The 20,839-nt window shown below is 56.6% G+C and carries 23 protein-coding genes; 5 read left to right on the top strand and 18 right to left on the bottom strand.

What is annotated here, in order from left to right; genetic code table 11:
* Positions 1 to 53 precede the first annotated feature (53 nt).
* Both AC3WS9_RS01875 and actP read left to right on the top strand, forming a co-directional pair.
* A complete protein-coding gene (locus AC3WS9_RS01875) occupies positions 54 to 368 on the top strand; it encodes a DUF485 domain-containing protein (protein WP_095280408.1) in 315 nt (104 codons plus the stop codon).
* Entirely contained in the window at positions 365 to 2,014 is a 1,650-nt protein-coding gene (gene actP / locus AC3WS9_RS01870; RefSeq protein ID WP_282494745.1) for a cation/acetate symporter ActP, read from the top strand. The genes AC3WS9_RS01875 and actP overlap by 4 nt, the downstream gene beginning before the upstream one ends.
* 40 nt (positions 2,015 to 2,054) lie before the next feature.
* On the opposite strand, the gene AC3WS9_RS01865 is transcribed toward actP, so the two are convergent.
* Both AC3WS9_RS01865 and AC3WS9_RS01860 read right to left on the bottom strand, forming a co-directional pair.
* A complete protein-coding gene (locus tag AC3WS9_RS01865) occupies positions 2,055 to 2,744 on the bottom strand; it encodes an LrgB family protein (RefSeq protein ID WP_282494746.1) in 690 nt (229 codons plus the stop codon).
* A complete protein-coding gene (locus AC3WS9_RS01860; RefSeq protein ID WP_285155482.1) occupies positions 2,737 to 3,147 on the bottom strand; it encodes a CidA/LrgA family protein in 411 nt (136 codons plus the stop codon). The genes AC3WS9_RS01865 and AC3WS9_RS01860 overlap by 8 nt, the downstream gene beginning before the upstream one ends.
* Positions 3,148 to 3,249: 102 nt before the next feature.
* Between AC3WS9_RS01860 and AC3WS9_RS01855 the strand changes: the two genes are divergently transcribed.
* Entirely contained in the window at positions 3,250 to 4,137 is an 888-nt protein-coding gene (locus AC3WS9_RS01855; RefSeq protein ID WP_282494748.1) for a LysR family transcriptional regulator, read from the top strand.
* Between the two features lie 77 nt (positions 4,138 to 4,214).
* On the opposite strand, the gene AC3WS9_RS01850 is transcribed toward AC3WS9_RS01855, so the two are convergent.
* The 4 genes from AC3WS9_RS01850 to soxR form a co-directional block, all read right to left on the bottom strand.
* Positions 4,215 to 5,858: a Na+/H+ antiporter gene (locus AC3WS9_RS01850; protein WP_282494749.1), complete on the bottom strand. Its 1,644-nt coding sequence runs from the start codon at positions 5,856 to 5,858 to the stop codon at positions 4,215 to 4,217.
* Between the two features lie 151 nt (positions 5,859 to 6,009).
* Entirely contained in the window at positions 6,010 to 7,359 is a 1,350-nt protein-coding gene (gene ghxP / locus AC3WS9_RS01845) for a guanine/hypoxanthine transporter GhxP (protein WP_282494750.1), read from the bottom strand.
* A gap of 304 nt (positions 7,360 to 7,663) precedes the next feature.
* The gene (locus AC3WS9_RS01840) at positions 7,664 to 8,332 is read right to left on the bottom strand and encodes a glutathione S-transferase family protein (protein WP_492486371.1); all 669 of its coding nucleotides are present in this window, start codon (positions 8,330 to 8,332) and stop codon (positions 7,664 to 7,666) included.
* Between the two features lie 393 nt (positions 8,333 to 8,725).
* Entirely contained in the window at positions 8,726 to 9,184 is a 459-nt protein-coding gene (soxR, locus tag AC3WS9_RS01835) for a redox-sensitive transcriptional activator SoxR (protein WP_282494752.1), read from the bottom strand.
* A 98-nt stretch (positions 9,185 to 9,282) separates the two neighbouring features.
* On the opposite strand from soxR, the gene soxS reads away from it, so the two are divergent.
* Complete coding sequence (soxS, locus tag AC3WS9_RS01830) at positions 9,283 to 9,609, top strand: superoxide response transcriptional regulator SoxS (RefSeq protein ID WP_100777992.1); 327 nt, start codon at positions 9,283 to 9,285, stop codon at positions 9,607 to 9,609.
* On the opposite strand, the gene AC3WS9_RS01825 is transcribed toward soxS, so the two are convergent.
* Both AC3WS9_RS01825 and AC3WS9_RS01820 read right to left on the bottom strand, forming a co-directional pair.
* The gene (locus AC3WS9_RS01825; protein WP_282494753.1) at positions 9,606 to 11,192 is read right to left on the bottom strand and encodes an EAL domain-containing protein; all 1,587 of its coding nucleotides are present in this window, start codon (positions 11,190 to 11,192) and stop codon (positions 9,606 to 9,608) included. The two genes, soxS and AC3WS9_RS01825, sit on opposite strands and share 4 nt — an antisense overlap.
* A 252-nt stretch (positions 11,193 to 11,444) precedes the next feature.
* Positions 11,445 to 12,833, bottom strand: a complete 1,389-nt coding sequence (locus AC3WS9_RS01820; protein ID WP_282494754.1) for a sensor domain-containing diguanylate cyclase — start codon at positions 12,831 to 12,833, stop codon at positions 11,445 to 11,447.
* Between the two features lie 495 nt (positions 12,834 to 13,328).
* Between AC3WS9_RS01820 and AC3WS9_RS01815 the strand changes: the two genes are divergently transcribed.
* Positions 13,329 to 13,610: a YjcB family protein gene (locus tag AC3WS9_RS01815; protein ID WP_282494755.1), complete on the top strand. Its 282-nt coding sequence runs from the start codon at positions 13,329 to 13,331 to the stop codon at positions 13,608 to 13,610.
* A 144-nt stretch (positions 13,611 to 13,754) separates the two neighbouring features.
* Here AC3WS9_RS01815 and AC3WS9_RS01810 read toward each other — a convergent pair whose 3' ends face one another.
* Genes AC3WS9_RS01810 through fliS form a run of 10 tightly spaced genes read right to left on the bottom strand, consistent with a single transcriptional unit; the run spans position 13,755 to position 20,838 of the window.
* Entirely contained in the window at positions 13,755 to 14,285 is a 531-nt protein-coding gene (locus tag AC3WS9_RS01810; protein ID WP_492486367.1) for a hypothetical protein, read from the bottom strand.
* Complete coding sequence (gene parM / locus AC3WS9_RS01805) at positions 14,278 to 15,327, bottom strand: plasmid segregation protein ParM domain-containing protein (RefSeq protein WP_285145596.1); 1,050 nt, start codon at positions 15,325 to 15,327, stop codon at positions 14,278 to 14,280. Before parM ends, AC3WS9_RS01810 begins: the two co-directional genes overlap by 8 nt.
* A 37-nt stretch (positions 15,328 to 15,364) precedes the next feature.
* Complete coding sequence (locus AC3WS9_RS01800) at positions 15,365 to 16,123, bottom strand: C40 family peptidase (protein WP_282494758.1); 759 nt, start codon at positions 16,121 to 16,123, stop codon at positions 15,365 to 15,367.
* Positions 16,124 to 16,125: 2 nt separating this feature from the next.
* The gene (gene lafU, locus AC3WS9_RS01795; RefSeq protein WP_282494759.1) at positions 16,126 to 17,043 is read right to left on the bottom strand and encodes a putative lateral flagellar export/assembly protein LafU; all 918 of its coding nucleotides are present in this window, start codon (positions 17,041 to 17,043) and stop codon (positions 16,126 to 16,128) included.
* Positions 17,043 to 17,906 carry a flagellar motor stator protein MotA gene (motA, locus tag AC3WS9_RS01790; RefSeq protein WP_100777999.1) on the bottom strand — a complete coding sequence of 288 codons (864 nt, stop codon included), beginning with the start codon at positions 17,904 to 17,906 and terminating at the stop codon, positions 17,043 to 17,045. The genes lafU and motA overlap by 1 nt, the downstream gene beginning before the upstream one ends.
* 7 nt (positions 17,907 to 17,913) lie before the next feature.
* Positions 17,914 to 18,606, bottom strand: a complete 693-nt coding sequence (locus AC3WS9_RS01785) for a FliA/WhiG family RNA polymerase sigma factor (protein WP_282494861.1) — start codon at positions 18,604 to 18,606, stop codon at positions 17,914 to 17,916.
* Positions 18,607 to 18,628: 22 nt separating this feature from the next.
* Positions 18,629 to 19,096 carry a flagellar basal body-associated FliL family protein gene (locus tag AC3WS9_RS01780; protein ID WP_282494760.1) on the bottom strand — a complete coding sequence of 156 codons (468 nt, stop codon included), beginning with the start codon at positions 19,094 to 19,096 and terminating at the stop codon, positions 18,629 to 18,631.
* 2 nt (positions 19,097 to 19,098) lie between these two features.
* On the bottom strand, positions 19,099 to 20,148 hold the full coding sequence (locus AC3WS9_RS01775) for a flagellar hook-length control protein FliK (RefSeq protein WP_492486363.1): 1,050 nt from the start codon (positions 20,146 to 20,148) through the stop codon (positions 19,099 to 19,101).
* Positions 20,148 to 20,450 carry a flagellar protein FliT gene (gene fliT / locus AC3WS9_RS01770; RefSeq protein ID WP_282494762.1) on the bottom strand — a complete coding sequence of 101 codons (303 nt, stop codon included), beginning with the start codon at positions 20,448 to 20,450 and terminating at the stop codon, positions 20,148 to 20,150. The genes AC3WS9_RS01775 and fliT overlap by 1 nt, the downstream gene beginning before the upstream one ends.
* On the bottom strand, positions 20,443 to 20,838 hold the full coding sequence (fliS, locus tag AC3WS9_RS01765) for a flagellar export chaperone FliS (RefSeq protein ID WP_095280392.1): 396 nt from the start codon (positions 20,836 to 20,838) through the stop codon (positions 20,443 to 20,445). The genes fliT and fliS overlap by 8 nt, the downstream gene beginning before the upstream one ends.
* Position 20,839: the final 1 nt, after the last annotated feature.

Genomic DNA, 20,839 nt, shown 5'->3' with positions numbered 1-20,839 from the left:
AGAGGGAATAATAAAAGCCCCTCCTCTACACCAATACTCTGGAGAGTTCTGTGATGAATACTGATATTTATCAACGGATAGAACATAGTGCGCATTTCAGGGAGCTCGTCGAAAAACGGCAACGGTTTGCCTTCATCCTTTCCATCATCATGCTGATTATCTACGTCGGCTTTATTCTGCTGATCGCCTTTGCGCCGCACTGGCTGGGCACCCCGCTACACGCCGGAACCAGCGTCACGCGCGGCATCCCTATCGGCATCGGGGTAATTGTCATCTCCTTCGTGCTGACCGGCGTCTACGTCTGGCGCGCCAACGGTGAATTTGATCGTCTTAATAAAGCGGTACTGCGTGAGGTAAAAGCATCATGAAGCGAGTTCTGACGGCGCTAGCCGCCACACTGCCTTTTGCGGCCAATGCGGCCGATGCCCTTACCGGCGAGGTACAACGCCAGCCAACCAACTGGCAGGCGATTATTATGTTCCTGATTTTCGTGCTGCTGACTCTGTACATCACCTACTGGGCGTCGAAACGCGTGCGCTCGCGTAATGATTACTACACCGCGGGCGGCAACATTACCGGCTTCCAGAACGGGCTGGCGATTGCGGGCGATTTTATGTCTGCCGCGTCGTTCCTCGGGATCTCCGCGCTGGTTTATACCTCCGGCTACGACGGCCTGATTTACTCCCTCGGCTTCCTCGTCGGCTGGCCTATCATTCTGTTCCTGATCGCCGAACGCCTGCGTAACCTCGGGCGCTATACCTTTGCTGACGTGGCGTCGTATCGCCTCAAGCAAGGCCCGATCCGCACCCTCTCCGCCTGCGGTTCGCTGGTGGTGGTGGCGCTGTATCTGATTGCGCAGATGGTGGGCGCGGGTAAACTCATCGAGCTGCTGTTCGGCCTGAACTACCACGTCGCCGTGGTGCTGGTCGGGGTGCTGATGGTGATGTACGTTCTGTTCGGCGGCATGCTCGCCACGACCTGGGTACAGATCATCAAAGCCGTACTCCTGCTGTTCGGCGCAAGTTTCATGGCCTTTATGGTGATGAAACACGTCGGGTTTAGCTTCAACAACCTGTTCACCGAAGCGATGGCGGTTCACCCGAAAGGCGAAGCGATCATGAGCCCTGGCGGGCTGGTGAAAGACCCGATATCCGCCCTGTCTCTCGGTCTCGGTCTGATGTTTGGTACCGCCGGTTTGCCGCACATCCTGATGCGCTTCTTCACCGTATCAGACGCCCGCGAAGCACGTAAAAGCGTCTTCTACGCCACTGGTTTTATGGGCTACTTCTACATCCTGACCTTTATCATCGGCTTCGGCGCGATCATGCTGGTCGGCGCGAACCCGGCGTTTAAAGATGCAGCGGGACAGTTGATTGGCGGGAATAACATGGCGGCGGTGCATCTGGCTGATGCCGTGGGCGGCAATCTGTTCCTCGGCTTTATCTCTGCGGTAGCCTTCGCCACGATTCTGGCGGTGGTAGCGGGTCTGACCCTGGCGGGTGCGTCGGCGGTTTCGCATGACCTGTACGCCAACGTCTGGCGTAAAGGGGCAACCGAGCGTCAGGAGCTGAAAGTCTCCAAAATCACCGTGCTGATTCTGGGCGTAGTGGCGATCCTGCTGGGGATTCTGTTCGAGAAACAGAACATCGCCTTCATGGTCGGCCTGGCGTTCTCGATTGCGGCCAGCTGTAACTTCCCGATCATTCTCCTCTCCATGTACTGGTCAAAACTGACCACCCGTGGCGCGATGATTGGCGGCTGGCTGGGCCTGCTGACGGCGGTGGTTCTGATGATCCTCGGCCCGACGATTTGGGTGCAGATCCTCGGCCACGAAAAAGCCATCTTCCCGTACGAATACCCGGCGCTGTTCTCGATTGCCGTGGCGTTCATTGGCATCTGGTTCTTCTCGGCCACCGATAACTCGGCGGAAGGTAACCTGGAACGCGACAAATTCCGCGCCCAGTTTATCCGTTCACAAACCGGTCTTGGGATCGATCAGGGCCGCGCGCATTAATCGTTAATTCTCCCCGGCCGCTCTGGCCGGGGATTCTTTTTCAGAACATCACCCACGCCACCAGCGGCGCAACCAGCACCATGGTCACGCCGGAGAGCATCATCACCAGGCTCGCGACCACACCTTCCTGCTGACCGATTTCATACGACCGTGCGGTCCCCGCACCGTGCGACGCCGCGCCAAATCCAGCCCCTTTCGCCATCCCTTCGCGAATCGACAGCCGCAAAAACAGCATATCGCCCACCGCCATGCCGAACACACCGGTCACCACGACAAACAGCGCCACCAAATCCGGCTGACCGCCGAGGGGTTTCGCCGCCGCCAGCGCAAAGGGCGTGGTGACGGAGCGCACCGCCAGACTGCGCTGGATCTCATCGGACAAAGTGAACAGACGCGCCAGCCAGACGGAGCTGGTCACCGCCACCACCGTGGCCGTCACCACGCCCGCCGTGAGCGACATCCAGTGGCGACGAATCACTGCCAGGTTGTCGTAAACCGGCACGGCAAACGCGATGGTCGCCGGGCCGAGCAGCCACAGCAGCCAGTGGGATTCGCCAATGTAGTTTTGCCAGGAGATGTGGCCGAAGACCAGCATCAGCACCAGTAAAATCGGGGTGAAGACCAGCGGCATCAGCGGCAGGGCGTGAAAGCGGCGGTAGAGGCGTTTATTGGCGAAGTAGATCACCAGCGTGACCACCAGGCACAAAACGCTGACCTGAAAGTTAGTCATGTTTCTGCCTGCTGATTTCAAAGCGATAGACTTTATCGACGACCCACGCCGTCGCACCCAGCACCATCAGCGTGCTCAGGGCAATCACCGCGAAAATCCGCCAGCCGTCGACCATCAGCAGCTGCGCGTAGTTCACCACCGCCACCACCGCCGGAACGAAGAACAGCAGCATCTCCGCCAGCAGCCAGCGGGAACCGGCGCGGATCCAGCTCAACGGGATGACACGGCACAGAATCAGCGCGAGCATCAGCACCATACCCACCAGATTGGCGGGCAGCGGCAGGTGCAGCCAGGCGACAAGATATTCAGCGAAAACAAACAGTGCGGCATAGAGCAGTACCTGAACCGGTACCTGGAGCCGTTGCACAACAGCAGGCGTAACACGACTTAACGCCACGGCCATGGGGGAATTCCTCAGAAATGAGATGAAGCGCCAGTATAGTGACCACACGAAGTGGACTGAAATGAATTAAAATCATCAAAGGTATAGTTTCGAGGAATAATCATGGACATAAGAACGCTGCGCTATTTTGTCGAAGTGGTTCGCCAGCAGAGTTTTACCCGCGCAGCGGAGAAGTTATTCGTCACCCAGCCCACCATCAGCAAGATGCTGAAAAATCTCGAAGATGAACTGAACTGTACCCTGCTGATCCGCGACGGGCGCAAGCTGTTGCTGACCGACACCGGGCGCGTGGTGTTCGAGCGCGGCCTGGCGATTCTGGCCGAATTCCGCCAGCTGGAGGCGGAGCTTGGCGATATTAACCATCTGAATAAAGGCCTGCTGCGCTTAGGCATTCCGCCGATGGTCGGGATGATGATGGCCGGGCCAATCAGCCTCTATCGCCAGCGCTATCCTGGCGTGGAGCTAAAGATTTCCGAGTTCGGCGGGCTGACCGTGCAGCAGGCGGTGATGAACGGCGAGCTGGATCTGGCGATGACCGCCCTGCCCGTCGAAGAGGACAGCGGCCTGGCGACGCTGCCGCTATTCAGCCATCCGCTGTGCGTGCTGGTCCCGCGCTCCGGCGACTGGATGCACATTGACACCGTAAAACCGGAGTTGCTGGCGGAACATCCGCTGCTGATTTACAACGAAGATTTCGCCCTCAGCCGCCAGCTGATGCAGCTTTTCCACCAGCACGACGTCAAACCGCGCATCGCCGTGCGCAGCGGCCAGTGGGATTTTCTCGCCGCCATGGTGCAGGCGGGCGTCGGGATTGCGATTTTGCCGCAGCCGATTTGCGAGCGGCTGGATAAAAACACCCTGCGCTGGATCCCGCTCGAGAGCGATCTGCACTGGCAGTTAGGGATGATTTGGCGCGACGGGGTCTATTTGTCGCACAGCGCGCAGGCGTGGTTGACGTGTTGTGAGGGGTTTTGGGTCGGGCAGGAATAGTGCCGGGTGGCGGCTGCGCCTTACCCGGCCTACGGTTGTGTAGGCCCGGTAAGCGAAGCGCCACCGGGCAAAAACGACTACTGCTCTATCAACAAAGCTTCCAGCAAATCCAGATCGTGCAGCAGCTTCTGCAGCGTCTCATTGCTGATTTGGCGCGTCGCGCGCAGGTGGTACAGCTCGGCGCGCTCTGAACGCAGTGCCGCCAGACGGAAGCGGCGCTCCAGATCCTCTTCCTGCATCGAACTCTCTACGTCGTTACGCCCATCGGCGCGGCGGCGCAGGTTACCAATGACCCGCGAACTCACCTCTTTCAGCAGCTGATTATCGATGTTCTCTTCAGCATCCGACGCCAGGCGCTCTTCCATCTTCTCGATGGCAACAATCGCCACTTCAGCCGTTGCGGCGCGCGCGATACGCTCCTCTTTATGCTGCTGCGAATGATCGGCCACTTCCAGATGTTGCAGCAGGATCGGCAGCATCACCACGCCGATAAACAGCGAGAACAGGATCACGCCAGCGGCGAGGAACACCAGCTCGTAGCGCGCCGGGAAGACGTTGCCGTCCGGGAGCAGCAGCGGAATCGAGAGCACACCGGCAAGGGTAATCGCCCCGCGCACACCCGCAAACGAGGCGATCAACAGCTCGCGCGTGGACCAGGAGCCAAACTCCATCGGCTTCTTGTGCAGAAAACGCAGGCTGAATTTTTTCATCGTCCACAGCCAGCCGAAACGCACCAGCATCAGCGCCAGGTAAATCAGCACGATATCGGTAAACAGCATCCAGGTTTCGACGTTCGGGTCAGCCTCGGCCGCCACCAGGGAAGACTCCAGAATGCCCGGCAGCTGCAGGCCCAACAGCAGGAACACCATGCCGTTAAAGACAAACTCCAGCATCGCCCAGGTGCTGTTGGCGCGCAGACGCATCGCCAGCGGCGCGCGGCGCATCACGCCCGCACGGGTGATGGTCATCCCCGCCGCAACGGCTGCCAGGATGCCCGATACGCCGATGTGTTCGGCAATCAGGTAAGAGGCAAACGGCAGCAGGAACAGCAGGACGATCTGCGTGGCGGGTTCGTCCCCGCCCCAGCGGCTGAGGAACCCGAGGGAGCGGCCATAGAGCCAGCTCACCACAAACCCGGCCAGGATACCGCCGATGGCCACTTTGAAGAATTCAACGGTCGCACCGCCGATGGTAAAAATCATCGTCCCCATCGCCACGGCGACGGCAAATTTCAGGGCTACCAGGCCGGAGGCGTCGTTCATCAGCGCCTCGCCCTGCAGGATGCCCATGATTTTCTTCGGTATGCGGCCTTCACCGACGATACCGGAAAGGGCCACCGCATCCGTTGGCGACAGCACGGCGGCCAGCGCAAAGGCGGGTATCAGCGGAATGCCCGGCACCACCCAGTAGATCAGGAACCCTATCCCGACCACCGTGACGACGACCAGCGCCAGCGCCAGGCCAAATATCTCTCGCCCGTGTTCAAGAAACTCACGCGTCGGCGTTTTCCAGCCGTCGGCAAACAGCAGCGGCGGAATGAACAGCACGAGGAACAGCTCGGGATCGAACTCGACGTGCAGGCCAAACGTCGGCCACGCCAGCAGCGCGCCTATGGCAATTTGCATCAGCGGGAGGGGTAACTGGAAGGGCAGTACGCGGGTGACTACCCCGGAAAGTGAGACCACAAGGGTCATGATGAGTATTGTGAAGAAGATTTCCATGCGTTCCCTGTTTGCGTGTTTCTTATTGTCTAAAACATGAAGCGTCGTGCCTCTATTTTACATTTCCCAGAGTAACGCAAAAGACAACGAAGTGGGGTCCGAAAATAAAAACGGGCGGCCTGAGCCACCCGTTTTCGCAGGAAAAGACAACTTAGATTGCCCAGCCACCCGCATAGAACGCCACCAGCGCCACCGCAATCACTACGGTGCCGATGTTCAGCTTGCGCCACTCACCGGAGACCAGACGACCAATCACCAGCGAGGCGAAGCCGATCATGATGCCGGTCACGATGTTACAGGTCAGGACGATAAACACGGCGGTAATCAGGCCGGACATCGCATCGACGAAATCCGCAAAATCAATTTTCGCCACGTTGCTCAGCATCAGCAGGCCGACGTACATCAGCGCAGGTGCAGTCGCGTAAGCCGGAACCAGATACGAGAGCGGAGAGAGGAACAGGATCAGCAGGAACAGCACGCCGACGGTGATCGCCGTCAGACCGGTTTTGCCGCCTGCCGCCGTACCCGCTGCGGACTCGATGTACACCGCAGCCGGAGCCGCACCGACCAGGCCGGAGAAGACGCTGCTCAGGGAGTCGGTGGTCAGCGCTTTGCCGCCGTCGATAATCTGCCCGTCTTTGTCCAGCAGGTTCGCCTGGCCCGCGACCGCGCGGATAGTGCCGGTGGCATCAAACACCGCGGTCATCACCAGCGCCAGAACGCTTGGCAGAACAATCGGGTTCAGCGCGCCAACGATGTCCAGGCTACCAATCAGGGAGTTGCCCTGGTCGTCGCTCAGGGACGGCATGGCGAAGATGCCGGAGAAGTGAACGGTCGGATCGAAAATCAAACCCACCACCGAAACGCCGATGATGGTCAGCAGAATGCCGCCCGGCACTTTCAGTTTTTCCAGGCCGATAATCACCGCCAGACCAATCAGGGACATGATCACCGGGAAGCTGGCGAAGTGGCCCAGCGCAACCGGCAGACCGTCCAGTGGGTTCTTGATCACCAGACCCACGCCGTTCGCCGCAATCAGCAGCAGGAACAGGCCGATACCGATGCCGGTGCCGTGCGCCACGCCCTGCGGCAAGTTGCGCAAGATCCAGCTACGAATGCCGGTAGCAGAGATGATGGTGAACAGCACACCCATCAGGAACACCGCACCCAGCGCAACCGGCACGCTGATGTGCTGGCCCAGCACCAGGCTGAACGCGGTAAACGCAGTCAGTGAGATCGCACAGCCAATCGCCAGCGGCAGGTTCGCCCACAGGCCCATGACGATGGAGCCGACGCCCGCCACCAGACAGGTGGCAACGAAGACTGCCGCAGGCGGGAAGCCCGCTTTGCCCAACATGCCCGGCACCACGATGACGGAGTAAACCATCGCCAGAAACGTTGTCAGACCTGCAACCACTTCCTGGCGCACGGTGCTGCCGCGAGCAGAAATTTTAAATAAGGCGTCGAGTGAACCGCCGGTACGCGCTGAAGGCGTAGACATAGCAAACATCCCCTGAGAAATTTTTATCATTCGTCTGTAAGCGTGGTGGACAACTCCACTGCCAGCGAAACGTCAAATCCTTGTGCTGCGTTTGCGACGAAAAGGGGCCGTCACAAAAAAAGCAAACGTTTAGCTCCGCGCTTACAAAACGGGTGTTGAATTGAAGGCAAACGATTATCTAGCGTAATACACGCCCTTTTCAACTGAACTTTATCGTTTATCGCTAAAATTCCCTTATGACGCTGAAGAAATAACCAGAGGATGCGCAAACGTTATCGTGAATGCGCAATTTGATAACAATCTGTCACTCGCCGGGGATATCGAACGGACCACCCTGTTGAATCGCGCGCTGCCAGGCCGGGCGCATTTCGACCCGTTTTTTCCAAGCCTGAGTGTGGGGAAGGTTGTCGATCCCGCCGCGCGCCAGCAGGGCGAAGATCGGATAGGTCATCTGCATGTCGGCCATGCTGAGCTGTTCACCGGCGAACCAGGTGTTTTCGCTGAGATGGGATTCGATATAGCGCGCGTGGGTTTCCAGCTGCGGATTGAGCCAGGCTTTTTGCACGCCGCCGCCCAGCACTTTGCCGAGCGAGCGCATGCCAAAGGGAATCGGCGGCTTGCCGAGACTGGCAAACACCAGCTTCATCAGCAGGAGCGGCATCAGGGATCCTTCGGCGTAGTGCAGCCAGAAGCGGTACTGGATTTTGTTGGCCGCGCTCTCAGGTTTGAGCTGCGACGGGGTGTCGTAGGTTTCCTGCAGGTATTCCAGGATCGCGCCGGACTCGGCGAGGATCAGCCCGTTGTCCTCGACCACCGGCGATTTGCCCAGCGGATGCACTTTTTTCAGCGACGGCGGGGCCATCATCGTTTTTTCGCGCTGGTAGCGAACGATCTGGTACGGCACGGACAACTCTTCAAGGGCCCAAAGGACGCGCTGGGAGCGGGACTGGTTCAGGTGGTGGAGGGTCAGCATGATGTTCTCCTGTGATTCATACAAACTAACTATAGAAAATTGCACAACATGGCGAAAAACTTTTGCCGAGATTCTGCCCACCGCGACTGGCGAACAGCGGGGTTTTGCATACAATTAAAGTGTCAACACAAACCGGAACCTCCCCAACGTGCTCGACATGAGGGGTGTTGATGTCGGGGGAAACCCTCCCGTGAACCAGCGGGATAGAGAGAAAGACAAAGACCGGGAATAAACTAAAGCGCCTTCGTTTGGCGCTTTAGTTTTTTTTGGGGTTGGTGCGGTGGTTTTGCCGGGTGGCGGCTGCGCCTTACCCGGCCTACACGTTCCGTGCGGATTTTGTGGTTTTGTAGGCCGGATAAGCGCAGCGCATCCGGCAACCAGACCGCACAGCACCTAATCCTCCTCCAACAACCGCGCCCCCGTCCCCTGCGCCCCGAGCGTATCCCCCGGATTTCGTAGCGGACAATCGCTGCGCGACAAACATCCGCAGCCGATGCACCCGTCCAGCTCATCGCGCAACGCCACCAGCGTATGAATTCGCCGATCCAGCTCCACGCGCCACTGCGACGAAAGTTCCTTCCACTCCTTCGCGCTCAGCGTATGCCCTTCCGGCAACACGCCAAACGCATCGCCGATGGTCGCCAGCGGAATCCCAATCCGTTGCGCAATCTTGATAATCGCCACGTAACGCAGCACATCACGGGTGTAGCGACGTTGATTCCCGCCGTTGCGGATGCTTTTAATTAAGCCTTTGCTTTCATAGAAATGCAGCGCCGAGACCGCCACCCCGCTACGCTTCGCGACTTCCCCCGGCGTCAGCAGCGCCTTAATTCTGGGTAATCTCTTTTCCATAAAACCTCTTTACCTCAAGTTAACTTGAGGAATTATACTCCCCCGCAGAGAAAACGACGAATCAACAGAGAAAGTTGTATCTAAAGAGGGGCAACCTTATGTCGCATCAGCAAATTATTCAGACATTGATTGAATGGATTGATGAGCATATCGACCAACCGTTAAATATTGACGCTGTCGCTAAAAAGTCGGGCTATTCGAAGTGGTATCTGCAGCGGATGTTCCGCACCGTGATGCATCAGACGCTCGGGGATTACATCCGTCAGCGTCGGTTATTGCTGGCCGCACAGGCTCTGCGCACCACCAAGCGTCCGATTTTTGATATCGCCATGGATTTGGGGTATGTCTCGCAGCAGACCTTTTCTCGGGTATTTCGTCGTGAGTTCGACCGCACCCCGAGCGATTACCGCCACCAGCTGAATTAACTCGTGCGCGGGATCAGCACGCCGACAGGCTGTTGCTGCCAGGTCATAAATTCCTGCGGCGGCATTGCCTTCGCAAAGTGCCAGCCCTGACAATATTGCACGCCGCGTTTCAGCAGCCAGGTCACCTGCTCCGCCGTCTCCACCCCTTCCGCAATGGTTTTCAACCGCAGGCTCTGGGCCATCTCAATGATGTGCTCGGCAATCAGGTGGCTGGTGCTGTTGGTGGTCAGGGTATCGATAAACGACTTATCGATTTTCAGGATATCGACGTTGAGCGAATAGAGGTTATGCAGGTTCGAATAACCGGTGCCGAAATCATCGATCGCCACCTCATAACCCGCCTGGCGGAACGCCTGGATCACTGGCGTAGTTTTCGGCACATCGATGAACCCGCGCTCCGTCACTTCAATTTTAATCTGCTGCGCCCGCACCGCGTACTGCTGCGCTTTATCCGAGATAAGGGCAATCAGACGCGACGAGTGGAAATCCGACGCCGACAGGTTAATCGAAATATACAAGTGCGGATTGTTGCCCAAAAATTCCCCGAGATCGTTAAACACTTCCTCGACGACATAATCGGTAATACGCTCGATCATTCCCTCTTTTTCCGCCAGCGGAATAAACTCCGCCGGGCTCATCACCGGGCCGTTAAACCCCGGCCAGCGCAGCAGCGCTTCGGCACCCACGCAGCGATTATTTTTAATATCAATGATCGGCTGATAGTGAACGCAGAGCTGGCGCTTATTGAGCGCGCGGTGCAATAAGCGCCCTGGCGAATTAAATTCGCGGTGCGTGCGCGACCAGACCAGCAAAATAATAATGCTGCAAATCATTCCCAGCGGCAGGGTCAATGTGGCCTGGTGATAAAGAATTTCATAAAAGCGGGTGTTCGAGGTGGAAACAATGGCGGCAATAGGTCGTTTCGTCGAATTGACGATGGTGTAAAAACGGTCATTTTTCTGGAATGGCTCGTTCACATTTCCGACAAGCGTATGTAATAACGAAATATCGGCCTGTGGACTGGCGGAAAAGAAGGCATTGGTGACCGTATCAAATACGCCCCAGGCCAGAGAATGATCCGTCGACATCACTTCGCTGTAGGAGAGCGGATTGACCACCACGACATAATTCCCGCGCTGCATATATGTCATTTTAAAACCGGCATAAAATGGCGTATCGCGGAAATAATAGATAGAGACGTCGGGTTTACGTTTGTAATTTGCAGTAGGTATCAGATAAGGCTTATCAGGCATCATCACCGTGGAGCAAAGAAACTGCTGACCTTCGGCATAAATTAAATCGGACACATACAGACGGCCACGCACCACGTTCAACATATATTGCCGATGGGCAGGTGAACAAACTTCGCCCTGATATTTTTCGGCAGCGTCGCGAGCTAAATCAACTTGCCCAATAACCAGTTCAGTTTTATCTAAAGCAAGTTGTGCAAAAGAACGTAGCTGACTACTTGTTTCGGTGACGGCTCTGAGCTGTGCAAACCATAGCGCAAGCATCACCGGTAGTGAAACTACCATGATGATCCCGACGACCCTCAGCACCTTGCGCCGTGCGCTACGATTCATTTCCGCCCTATATCCCTGCATGATGTGTGCCTGTAGTAATGAAGGCCGGATGCTTTGATAAACAGGTGATTACGTTGCATGAATCATGCGAAGTTAGCAACTGACTTTTATCATCAGAAACCCAATATTTGGTTATGACGATAATATTTGCCCGTAAGCCAAACTTAAAGAATGGGTTCGATTTTTATTAAGGATAATAAATATCAAAACGTAATGATGAGTTTTAAGATAACACAGCAAGGGCGCATTGATTTATAAATAATCAATTGCGATCACCGTTTTCCCTCTTCCACTTCGTTTGGCGTCATATAACGCTTTGTCGGCGCGCGTCAGGAGTGAAGAGGTATCGCGATGCCCGCAGCCCACTTCCACCACCCCGGCACTAAAGGAGAGTATCAGCGATTTGTCTCCAACCAGCATCGGCCTTTCCAGCAGGATGGCGCGTAAATTTGATGAGAGCGCCATCGCCGCATCACAATCTGTCTCTGATAATAGAAGTAAAAACTCCTCGCCGCCAACCCGGCCCAGCGCCGCATGCGTCGGACTCAGTTCACGCAGACGATCGCAAAAATGCACCAGAGCGGCATCTCCCACCTGATGGCCCCACTCATCGTTAATCTGCTTGAAATAATCCAGGTCAAACATTAACACGCAAAAATAGCTTTGATTGCGTTCCATCACGGCCTGAAGCTGCTGCAAAATAGCCGACCGATTAAAGCATCCGGTCAGATCGTCGGTGGTGGCTTTCAGCGCCAGTTGCTCCTCCGCCTTTTTACGCTCGGTAATATCCAGCCCTATATTCAAAATAGAGCCATCAGGCAGCAGAATATTTGACCACAGGATCGTAAGCTGCGTGCCATCTTTTCTGATGGGCCGCCACTCGTACATGTCCTTGAGGGGCGAGACATTCACGGAATCACGCACCCGCCGTCGGACTTCCGGATCGGGATAAAACAGCGCCAGCGGATCGGGGTGTAAATTAATTTCAGCCATACTCCAGCCAAATACTTTTTCGCACTCGACGTTCCACAGCACACAGCGATTACGCCTGTCGAAGGAGTTCATTAATACCGGGGCACGTTCAAATAACGTTTTATATTGCGTCACCACCAGCTGCATCTCTTTCGCCGTTCTTTCGCGGGAGATCATTTCGGCGAAATAATCTTTTAATTTTTCAACCAGCACCACCACCACATTTTTCAGCGTCGGTAAGGCACATAATCGTTGCGAAAATCCCAGGAAGAAATAGCCGTTGCAGCTTCCGTCACGGGAAGAGAGTTTGCACAGCACGCCGCTTTGTAATTGCGAATAACCCGGATGCTGAGCGGTAAATATCGAGCGGCCAATATTCTCTTTCCAGTAAATCGCGCGCCACGAACGGTGATGACGCTGCATCAGAGTGCTGGCGAGAAAATCGGTGACTTCAAACGAGTGGCAAGTCACGTCCCCCGCACAGACCACGCGCGGCAGGCCCCGGTCGTCATCCACGCTGACCCACGCCAGCGCCGACCCCAGCGAGCGATTGATCGTCTCCAGCATCTCCGTCAGGGAGCATTGGGACGTTAACAGCGGCATCAGTTTTGCTAAAGCATGCAAAGCCTGCATGCTGTCGTTAACAATTTCGCGGCATGTCTCTTTCATCAGATTTATTCGCAGGTCATTGATTCATAGAAACCAGGCGCAACGAATAACTCAGGATTCGAATAATCTCATTGAGACAATTTATTCCAGGTATCGCATAACTATGTACAGAATTGCATGTGTGTGTGAATAATAAGTGACACCAGAGAATAAAAAGCAATGAATTCAGTAGCCTGAATTATTAATTGTGTATATTTAATTATCCGTTCAAGCATAAGCTATAGGTTTAATACTGTAAATATTGTACAGACCCTTCCAGCCTGTAGAGACTTTTCTATCTTAATGAATTCCTTATAAACACCCTCTGTAAATCACTATTAGCCTGCAAAGATATATTCTGCATACCCATTATTTTCCTTCGATTGGTTAGAAACCGCACATTTTTGCGGCAACAAGGCTGGCGAATAAAAGAACAAATGTGATATAGTTCACACATATTTTGTAACGCGAAACACTGTTTCATTGTTGTCCGTCAGCTATTCGAGGATCGGTTTTATGGCGACCATTACCACCAGCATGGTTTTACTGCGCTGGCCGTTGTTGAGTGCGGTTTTGATGTTTTTAGCCAGCACGTTGAACATTCAATTACGTAAAGCTGATTTCGCGGGGCTGGCTGTGATCAGCACCCTGCTGGGTCTCGGCGCGGCATGCTGGTTTGCGATGGGTTTGCTCGGCATTACGATGGTGGATGTGGCGACGATCTGGAGCAATATGAAAGTGGTGATGATTGAGGCGATGAGCCATACACCGCCTGACTGGCCGATGGTGATTACCTGATTTAATTGTGCGGTCTGGTGACTTCACCCCTCACCCTCACCCTAACCCTCTCCCCATAGGGGAGAGGGGATCGCACGGAGCTGTCTTTTCCCCCTCGCCCCTTTGGGGAGAGGGCCGGGGTGAGGGGTGAGGGCAACAGCCCACTCAAAATATCCCCTTCGCCCGCACCTTCTTCATCTTCTCCGTCGGGGCATCCACCTCGCTCAAATCCCGCTCCTCTGCCCCACTCGCTACGCGCTCAGGCTCTGGCGAACCAGCCGTTTTTCCGGCCAAACGTAACTGCTGTAACGCCAGCTTTTGCTGTTCCATCAGCGGTTTTAACGCGGCGATTTCCGCGTGAATCTTTTGCAACTGCGCCATCTGTTCATTGGATGAATCATCCACGGTCTGCGGCATCAATTCTCCGAGCAGCTCCGCGAGCGTCAATTCTTCGCGCCCCAACGATTCCGCCACATGGCGACACGCTGCCGGGTCCATCAGGTGCAGCTGCAGGCCCGCCAGATAGACGTTCCGATGGAAAGTACGGATCTCCATATTGGTATCGTCAATGCTGGCCGCTTTATCCATGGACTGATGCCAGGCTTGCAGCTGCTGCATCGCGCGCAGATCCGCGCGCGACTGGTCTGGCGTCAGGTGCAGGGACAGATTGACGCGGCGAATCTGTCCCTTACGCATCGTCACCCACCTCGGCCATTAAGGGTTCGTCCACCGCCTGGGCACCGGCGTCAGAGTGGTAGAGGCAGATCTCGCGCGACAGGGCGCTCTGCGGGTTTTCAATGCTCACCACGCGATCGCCGAGCGTGGCGTAGACTTCACGAATCGCCCCTTCGATCAGATGCGCGCCGCCGCCCACCAGGTAAACGCGGTTCGGGTTCTTGGCGAATTTTTTCGCTTCGTAAGCGACCTGATCGCCCAGCTCCTGAATTTTGATCTCAATCTTTTCGAGGATCTCGTCGATGCGCGATTCGTCGTTAATCACGCTTTTCACGAAATTCAGATCGTGACGGCGCTTGATCAGCTCGTTGGCCACCAGATAGCTGGAGTCGCTGTCGGCGGCGGCCAGCAGCTTGCGCGTCGCGTCCGTCACCATCGCCACGCCGATTTCGTTGTTGCCGTAGATGGCCGACACATCATCGAATTCGCCAATCACCACGCCCATGTCGAGGGTGGTTCCGCCGCAGTCGATCACCAGTGATTTGGTAAATTCATTCACGTTCGAGTTGAGCAGATGGGACAGCGCCGCAGGTAGGCTTTCCGGCATCACCTGCACGTCCACGATGCGGAACAACTCGCCTTTGTTCAGGGAGATGTCGCGCATCAGGTTCTGGCGCTTCGCTTCGATGCGCTCTTCATTACGCTGGCAGTCGTCCGGCTTGTAGAACTGGGTGATCGGCAGGGTCACAATCACCTCCACATCGCACGGCGTCATCCCGGTCTGCAGCAGGGCGTGATGCACCGCCAGCAGGTTCAAATCGTCGTACTGGTAGTCGATGTGGGTGGTGGAGAGCGCTTTATCCGAGGTGGCGTCGTAGGTGTATTTGGTGGTGCCGATGGTGTAGTTATGCACCGCCTGGCCGCGCAGCAGCGCCGCGCTTTTCCAGTCTTTGCGGAAGGAGTTCGGCGAGACCACGGTTTTGAGGGTGCCGTTTTCAATCCAGCTGATTTTTACATTGGTGGAGCCGTCGTCGATGGCGAATTTTTTACACGTCTGGGTCATGGATTTGTTCTCAATCGTTCTGAAAAATGGGGCCGGGTCAGAGCACGGCTTCGTCAGTTAAGAGGCGGCGGGCACCGAGATAGTGGTCCTGCCAGAAGTTGTCAGAAAGCTGGCTAATGCGAATATTCAGGCCGGTGCGCGGGGCTTCGATAAATTTGCCGTCCCCGAGATAGACGCCGACGTGATCCGCGCCGGGACGCTGGTTGATGTTAAAGAACACCAGATCGCCGCGGCGTAATTTGTCCTGCTTAATCTGGCGCAGGGTGCGATCCTGATACATGCCGTTGGCGGTGCGCGGCAGGTTGCGGCTCAGCACCGGCGTGAAGGCGTAGAACACCAGGCCGCTGCAATCAAAGCCCTGCTCCGGCGTCTGGCCGCCCCAGACGTAAGGTTTGCCGATCTGCTGTTGCAGCAGCTGAATCACTTTTTTCAGCGAGGCCTGCAGGCGCGGGCTCATCTTCTCGCCGGGCAGCGGCTCCCAGATCATATCTGTCGAGAGTTTGCCGGGCTGCCAGCGCTTGTGCATCGCCAGCTGTTCGCGGTTTTGCACGCGCTCAAGGCGCTTCGCCTCGCTCTGCTTGCGCTTTTGCTCCGGCGTCACCGGCACCACGGCGATGCGGGTACGCGCTTTTTTCAGCAGCGCTTCGCGGTTGCGCATGCGCGTTTTGGCGGCGCTCTCTTCGTCTGTGACCGACTCACGGCGCGGGGCGGCTTCGACATGTAGGGTTCCAGCCACCATCAGCGCGGCGACAAGCGCCACGCGGCGTAGGGTCTGGAGTGTAATGAGGGTCAACATCGTTATTTCTTTGAGATTTTATCGATAATCGGCTTGATCACTTTCTCGCCGTGCTGACCAAAGAACTGGTAAAGCGATTCGCTCGCCGAGTGGGTCAGCACCATGATTTCAATGCGGCGGTTCGAAGAGCTGAGCGGATTCTGGGGGTCGATCAGCATCTGGTCGGCCATCCCACTCACCTGCAAAATTTTGCCCGGCTCCAGGCCAGCTCTGGTCAGGACTTTGCGCGCCTGCATCGCACGCTCCCCGGACAGGTTCCAGTTGTTGTAGAGATCCTGGTCGCGGAAACGTGTGGCGTCCGTGTGGCCGGTAATAATGATTTTGTTGTCGATCTTATTGAGCGCCGGGGCGAACTCCGTCAGCAGACGGGTGAAGAACGGCGTCAGGATCGCGCTGCTGCGCTGGAACATCTCGCGCTTCTGATCGTCGGTGATCAGGATCCGCAGCCCCTGCGGAACGATCTCCATTTTCAGGTTCGACTGGGCATCGTAGGCCGAGGTGATCTTCATGATGATGCGCGCCAGATCTTCGATCTCTTTCTGAGAACGTTTATTCACGTCCTCCAGACTGTCGCCTTTCAGCCCCGCCTGGACGGTCATCGGCTTCTCTGACTTCGCGTTTTTCGTCTCGCGATCGCGTTTTTCCGTGACCGCAATTTTGCCGCCGCTGCCGTTCGGCTGAGTGATCGGCGTCAGGGAGTGGCCCTCAAAAATCGACTCGCCGTTAAGCTGAGAGACGATCTCTTTGCGCTCCTCCTCCGTCACCGACCCCATGATCCACAGCACCATAAACAGCGCCATCATCGCCAGGGTAAAGTCAGCGAAGGCCACCTTCCACGCTCCGCCATGAAAGGTGTCATGGCTTTTGCGCGAGGAGCGTTTGATGATGGTGGTATGTTCTTTTCCGCGAGTGCCGCGCATCAGGATTCACCCGTCATCTGGTTGACCCAGCCGTCGAGGGTGGCGAAGGTCGGCTTGGAATCGAGCGGCAGCATTTTGCGTCCGGCATCCACCGCCAGCAGCGTCGGTTTGCCCGCCACGTGATTCACCAGCACGGTACGCACGCATTCGATCACTGCGAGCTGCTTTTTGGTGTTCTGCTCCATGGCGTTCGCCACCGGGTCCATCAGGCAGTAGCAGAAGAAGACGCCGAGGAAGGTCCCGACCAGCGCCGCCGCCACTTTCACGCCGATCACCGCGATGGAGCCGTCGATGGACTGCATGGTGATGATAATCCCGAGAACCGCGGCGCAGATCCCGAAGCCCGGCATCGCCTCTGCGGTACGTTGCAGGGAGCGGGACGGCTGAAGAAGGTTCTCTTCCATCGCCACCAGCTCCTGCTCCAGAATCCCTTCCAGCTCGTGTTCGTTGATCTTGCCCATCGCCATCAGACGGAAGTTGTCCGAGATAAAGGTGATCAGCGCTTTGTTCTGCAGGATCAGCGGGTATTTCTGGAACAGCGGGCTGCTTTCCGGCACTTCGATGTGCGCGTCCAGCACCTTCAGACCGCCGTCCTGCACCAGCTCCAGCAGTTCAAACAGCAGCATTAACAGCTGACGCTGATACTCATCCGTGTACTCGTTTTTGCGCATAATGCCGCGAAACTGGCGATACATCTCTGCCAGCACCGGGCGTGGGTTGGCGAGCACCATCGCGCCGAGGCCGGCACCCAGAATAATGATGATTTCACCGGGCTGCCAGAACGAGGCGAGGCGTCCACCGGACATAAGAAAACCGCCGACGACGCAGGCGAAAATAATGAAAATACCGAGAAACTTTTGCATATACCTTTCACTTCTGGAAAAAACACTGGATCTTTTGAGCGATCTTTTTATTAAGCTGGCAGACGCGCGCCTCGGTCAGATCGAGAACCAGCGCGATTTCTTTCAGACTCATTTCCTGCTGGTAATAGAGCGTCAGAATCAGTTGTTCGCGCTCATCAAGGCTCGCCAGCGCAGCCTTTAAGGTGCCGCTGGTGACCATTTCGTCCTCCAGCGAGCGGGTGTTGAGGGTGCCGGGTAGCGCATCCTCACCTAATAATTCGTCGAGACTTTCCAGCGTTCTGGCGCAATCCAGCAGTAAATACTCGTGGTATTCGTCGGCGGTGATGGACAGATGCTCGCTAAGATCTTCAAACGTCGGCGTGCGCCCCAGCTTGCGGGTGATTTCGCGGATCGCATCGTTGATCTTGTGGCTCTTCTGGCGCAGCCGGCGAGGACGCCAGTCCAGCTCGCGCAGCTCATCCAGCACCGCGCCGCGCACGCGCTGGGCGGCGTAGGCACCAAACTGCTCGTCGGGATGACCGTAGCGACGCAGCGACGTCAGCAGACCCATCAGGGCGATCTGCTCCATGTCTTCTTTGTCCATCACGCTGCTGGTTTGCCAGGAGAGCTGCTTCACCACCCGGTGGACCAGCGGCAGGTACGCGTTGACGTACTTTGCTTCGTCAGCCGGGGTCAGCGCGTCATCCGCAATAAAATCCATCATGTCAGTCGACTACCGTTGATTACTGGAAAACCATTTTGCTGATGATCACGTCTTTGAACGGCATGCGCGTATTCAGGCTTTCAAAGCGCGCCGTGTAGGCATTCATCAACGTGTCGCGCAGGGATTCCACGCTCATTTCACGCACGGCGTCGTAGTTCATCGCCGACAGGGCATTGACCGTCGCACCGCGAATGGCCGGAGACATCTCTTCCGCGCGGCTGGTATCAGCGGCAGAATCGGTGGTCAGGGCCAGCTCAAGCAGCAAATAGCGCTCGGAATCGCCGGGGCTTTTTAGGGTCACGACCACGTTTTTGATTTCAACAAATTCCACCACGCTCTCTTTCGACGAGCTGAACAGGTCGGTGATGATGGAGCGTTTATGCTCGTCCTGGCTGAGCATGTGCGTGCCCATGACGGTCAGTACGGCGGCGAAAGTGGCGGCAATCAGGGCGATCACCAGCCCTAAAGAAAAAGTTTTAATTGTCATATTTAAACCGTAAGTAATACCGAATCGTCTTTACCGTCAGGGGATTGAGCGTCCTCTGCGGCAATCTCTGCTCCTGCATCAGGCCTGTCCGCCTGAGCTGGCAGCTGTTGTCCGCGTCCCTGCTGCTGTCCGGACTGGGCGGAAACCTGCACGTTCACCTGGACGAAGTTTTGCTCCGTCAGGCTCTGGCGCAGCTCGTTGCTGATCTGCTGGAGCGCGCGCACCGTCTCGCTGTTGCTGGCGCTGATGTGCACCTGCATGCGGCCATTTTCGATTTGCAGCGAAATATCCACTTTGCCCATCTCCGGCGGATCGAGGCGGATGGTGGCGTGCTGCACCTGGTTTTTGACCTGGATCTGCAGACGATCGTTAAGGGCGCTGTGCAGCTGTTGCGCCCATTTGGTTTCGTCCGCGTCCAGTTTGACCGGCGGCAGATGGACCGTTTGCTTATCCATTACCGTCGAAAACGTCTGCCCGGCTGCCGCCGGTTGCCCTGCACCGGGCAGTACCTCTGCCAGGGTTTTCACCACGTCAGCCGCCAGCGGTTTGGCGAGATCAGCCGCCGGTTCCGGCGTCACGCTGACCGGCGCAGGCGTTTGCGGCGTGAGCGATAACGCGTTGCTCAGAGGCGAATGCCCCGCCGACAGCGTCTGCATCTTCAGCGCTTCCCCGGTTTGCGGTGTAGCTGACGTAGCATTCAGCGTTTTGACCGGCATCAGGCTTGCCATCAGCAGCGTATCCAGCAACGCCTGCGGAGGCGTGGTGGCGTCCGGCGTCGGCAGGTTGCTGTCGGTGGTCTCCGTCGCCGTGTCGTCATCCTCGTCGGTGTCCAGACCCGCCAGCACCATGGTGGTGTCGCGCGTCTGCTCCCCGCCCATCAGGGTATTGATGATGTTGAGCAGCGCATCGTTAAACGCCACGGGCGTCGACTCACCGGAAGGCGTTCCCGGCAGCGTTAACGCGGGGGTTTCCGTTCCAGGCAGCGCCGGGGCAATCGCGCCCGACTCGGTGGTGGCGGGCGTCGGCGTCAGTTGCGAGAGCAGCAGATTCATCAGATCTCTCCCGCATCGGCAAACTGCGCGTAGGCGCTTGCCCCTTCGCGGTTGCGACGTGCGCGCGCCATGTTCTGCTCAAGCTCATCGCGCTGCTGCTGGCAAAACTGACTCACCTGCTGATGCACGAGTTTGAGCGCCGTCAGTGCATCACGTTTTTCCGCCGTCAGCGTCTGCCCTTTCAGCGACATCAACAGCCCGGCGATCTGCGCATCGACCTCCTGCATTTTCGGCCAGTCGTGCTGACTGGCCGCATGCTCCAGGGAACGCGCCAGAAAACGCATTACCTGTAAATCATCCATTCTGCTGCCCCATTTTTTCCCAGCCGTCCTGCAGGTTGCTGAGGATCACCTCCACCTCTTCAACATGCTCGACGGAGAGCTTATGGCTGGCGTCATACAGGCGATAAACGCAGTAGTCGTAAAGGTTCGCGAGGCTCAGCGCCAGCTCGCCCCCTTTGTCAAAGTCCAGCGCGCTGGTCAGTGCGTTCAGAATGTCGATGCACTTATTAATGCTCTGCACCTTGCGGTCGTACCGGCGCGCGGCGATGTGGCTTTTTGCGCGCACCAGTTCGTCCATCAAACCGTTAAACAGCATCAAAACCAGTTGATGCGGATTCGCTGCCGCCGCCTGAATCGCTAAGTCGGATTGCTGGTAATGCCCGAAGCCCTGCTGTTCGTTCCCGTACATA

It is taken from the genome of Lelliottia sp. EB106-05-01-XG201 (assembly GCF_058791735.1).
Note: the sequence above shows the minus strand (reverse complement) of the source record. Positions and strands in the feature narration are given on the sequence as shown.

What these genes read in the sequence shown, in the direction of transcription:
- AC3WS9_RS01875 (WP_095280408.1), top strand. Translation starts at nt 54, where the DNA reads ATGAATACTGATATTTATCAACGGATAGAACATAGTGCGCATTTCAGG.
- actP (WP_282494745.1), top strand. Translation starts at nt 365, where the DNA reads ATGAAGCGAGTTCTGACGGCGCTAGCCGCCACACTGCCTTTTGCGGCC.
- AC3WS9_RS01865 (WP_282494746.1), bottom strand. Translation starts at nt 2,744, where the DNA reads ATGACTAACTTTCAGGTCAGCGTTTTGTGCCTGGTGGTCACGCTGGTG.
- AC3WS9_RS01860 (WP_285155482.1), bottom strand. Translation starts at nt 3,147, where the DNA reads ATGGCCGTGGCGTTAAGTCGTGTTACGCCTGCTGTTGTGCAACGGCTC.
- AC3WS9_RS01855 (WP_282494748.1), top strand. Translation starts at nt 3,250, where the DNA reads ATGGACATAAGAACGCTGCGCTATTTTGTCGAAGTGGTTCGCCAGCAG.
- AC3WS9_RS01850 (WP_282494749.1), bottom strand. Translation starts at nt 5,858, where the DNA reads ATGGAAATCTTCTTCACAATACTCATCATGACCCTTGTGGTCTCACTT.
- ghxP (WP_282494750.1), bottom strand. Translation starts at nt 7,359, where the DNA reads ATGTCTACGCCTTCAGCGCGTACCGGCGGTTCACTCGACGCCTTATTT.
- AC3WS9_RS01840 (WP_492486371.1), bottom strand. Translation starts at nt 8,332, where the DNA reads ATGCTGACCCTCCACCACCTGAACCAGTCCCGCTCCCAGCGCGTCCTT.
- soxR (WP_282494752.1), bottom strand. Translation starts at nt 9,184, where the DNA reads ATGGAAAAGAGATTACCCAGAATTAAGGCGCTGCTGACGCCGGGGGAA.
- soxS (WP_100777992.1), top strand. Translation starts at nt 9,283, where the DNA reads ATGTCGCATCAGCAAATTATTCAGACATTGATTGAATGGATTGATGAG.
- AC3WS9_RS01825 (WP_282494753.1), bottom strand. Translation starts at nt 11,192, where the DNA reads ATGAATCGTAGCGCACGGCGCAAGGTGCTGAGGGTCGTCGGGATCATC.
- AC3WS9_RS01820 (WP_282494754.1), bottom strand. Translation starts at nt 12,833, where the DNA reads ATGAAAGAGACATGCCGCGAAATTGTTAACGACAGCATGCAGGCTTTG.
- AC3WS9_RS01815 (WP_282494755.1), top strand. Translation starts at nt 13,329, where the DNA reads ATGGCGACCATTACCACCAGCATGGTTTTACTGCGCTGGCCGTTGTTG.
- AC3WS9_RS01810 (WP_492486367.1), bottom strand. Translation starts at nt 14,285, where the DNA reads ATGCGTAAGGGACAGATTCGCCGCGTCAATCTGTCCCTGCACCTGACG.
- parM (WP_285145596.1), bottom strand. Translation starts at nt 15,327, where the DNA reads ATGACCCAGACGTGTAAAAAATTCGCCATCGACGACGGCTCCACCAAT.
- AC3WS9_RS01800 (WP_282494758.1), bottom strand. Translation starts at nt 16,123, where the DNA reads ATGTTGACCCTCATTACACTCCAGACCCTACGCCGCGTGGCGCTTGTC.
- lafU (WP_282494759.1), bottom strand. Translation starts at nt 17,043, where the DNA reads ATGCGCGGCACTCGCGGAAAAGAACATACCACCATCATCAAACGCTCC.
- motA (WP_100777999.1), bottom strand. Translation starts at nt 17,906, where the DNA reads ATGCAAAAGTTTCTCGGTATTTTCATTATTTTCGCCTGCGTCGTCGGC.
- AC3WS9_RS01785 (WP_282494861.1), bottom strand. Translation starts at nt 18,606, where the DNA reads ATGGATTTTATTGCGGATGACGCGCTGACCCCGGCTGACGAAGCAAAG.
- AC3WS9_RS01780 (WP_282494760.1), bottom strand. Translation starts at nt 19,096, where the DNA reads ATGACAATTAAAACTTTTTCTTTAGGGCTGGTGATCGCCCTGATTGCC.
- AC3WS9_RS01775 (WP_492486363.1), bottom strand. Translation starts at nt 20,148, where the DNA reads ATGAATCTGCTGCTCTCGCAACTGACGCCGACGCCCGCCACCACCGAG.
- fliT (WP_282494762.1), bottom strand. Translation starts at nt 20,450, where the DNA reads ATGGATGATTTACAGGTAATGCGTTTTCTGGCGCGTTCCCTGGAGCAT.
- fliS (WP_095280392.1), bottom strand. Translation starts at nt 20,838, where the DNA reads ATGTACGGGAACGAACAGCAGGGCTTCGGGCATTACCAGCAATCCGAC.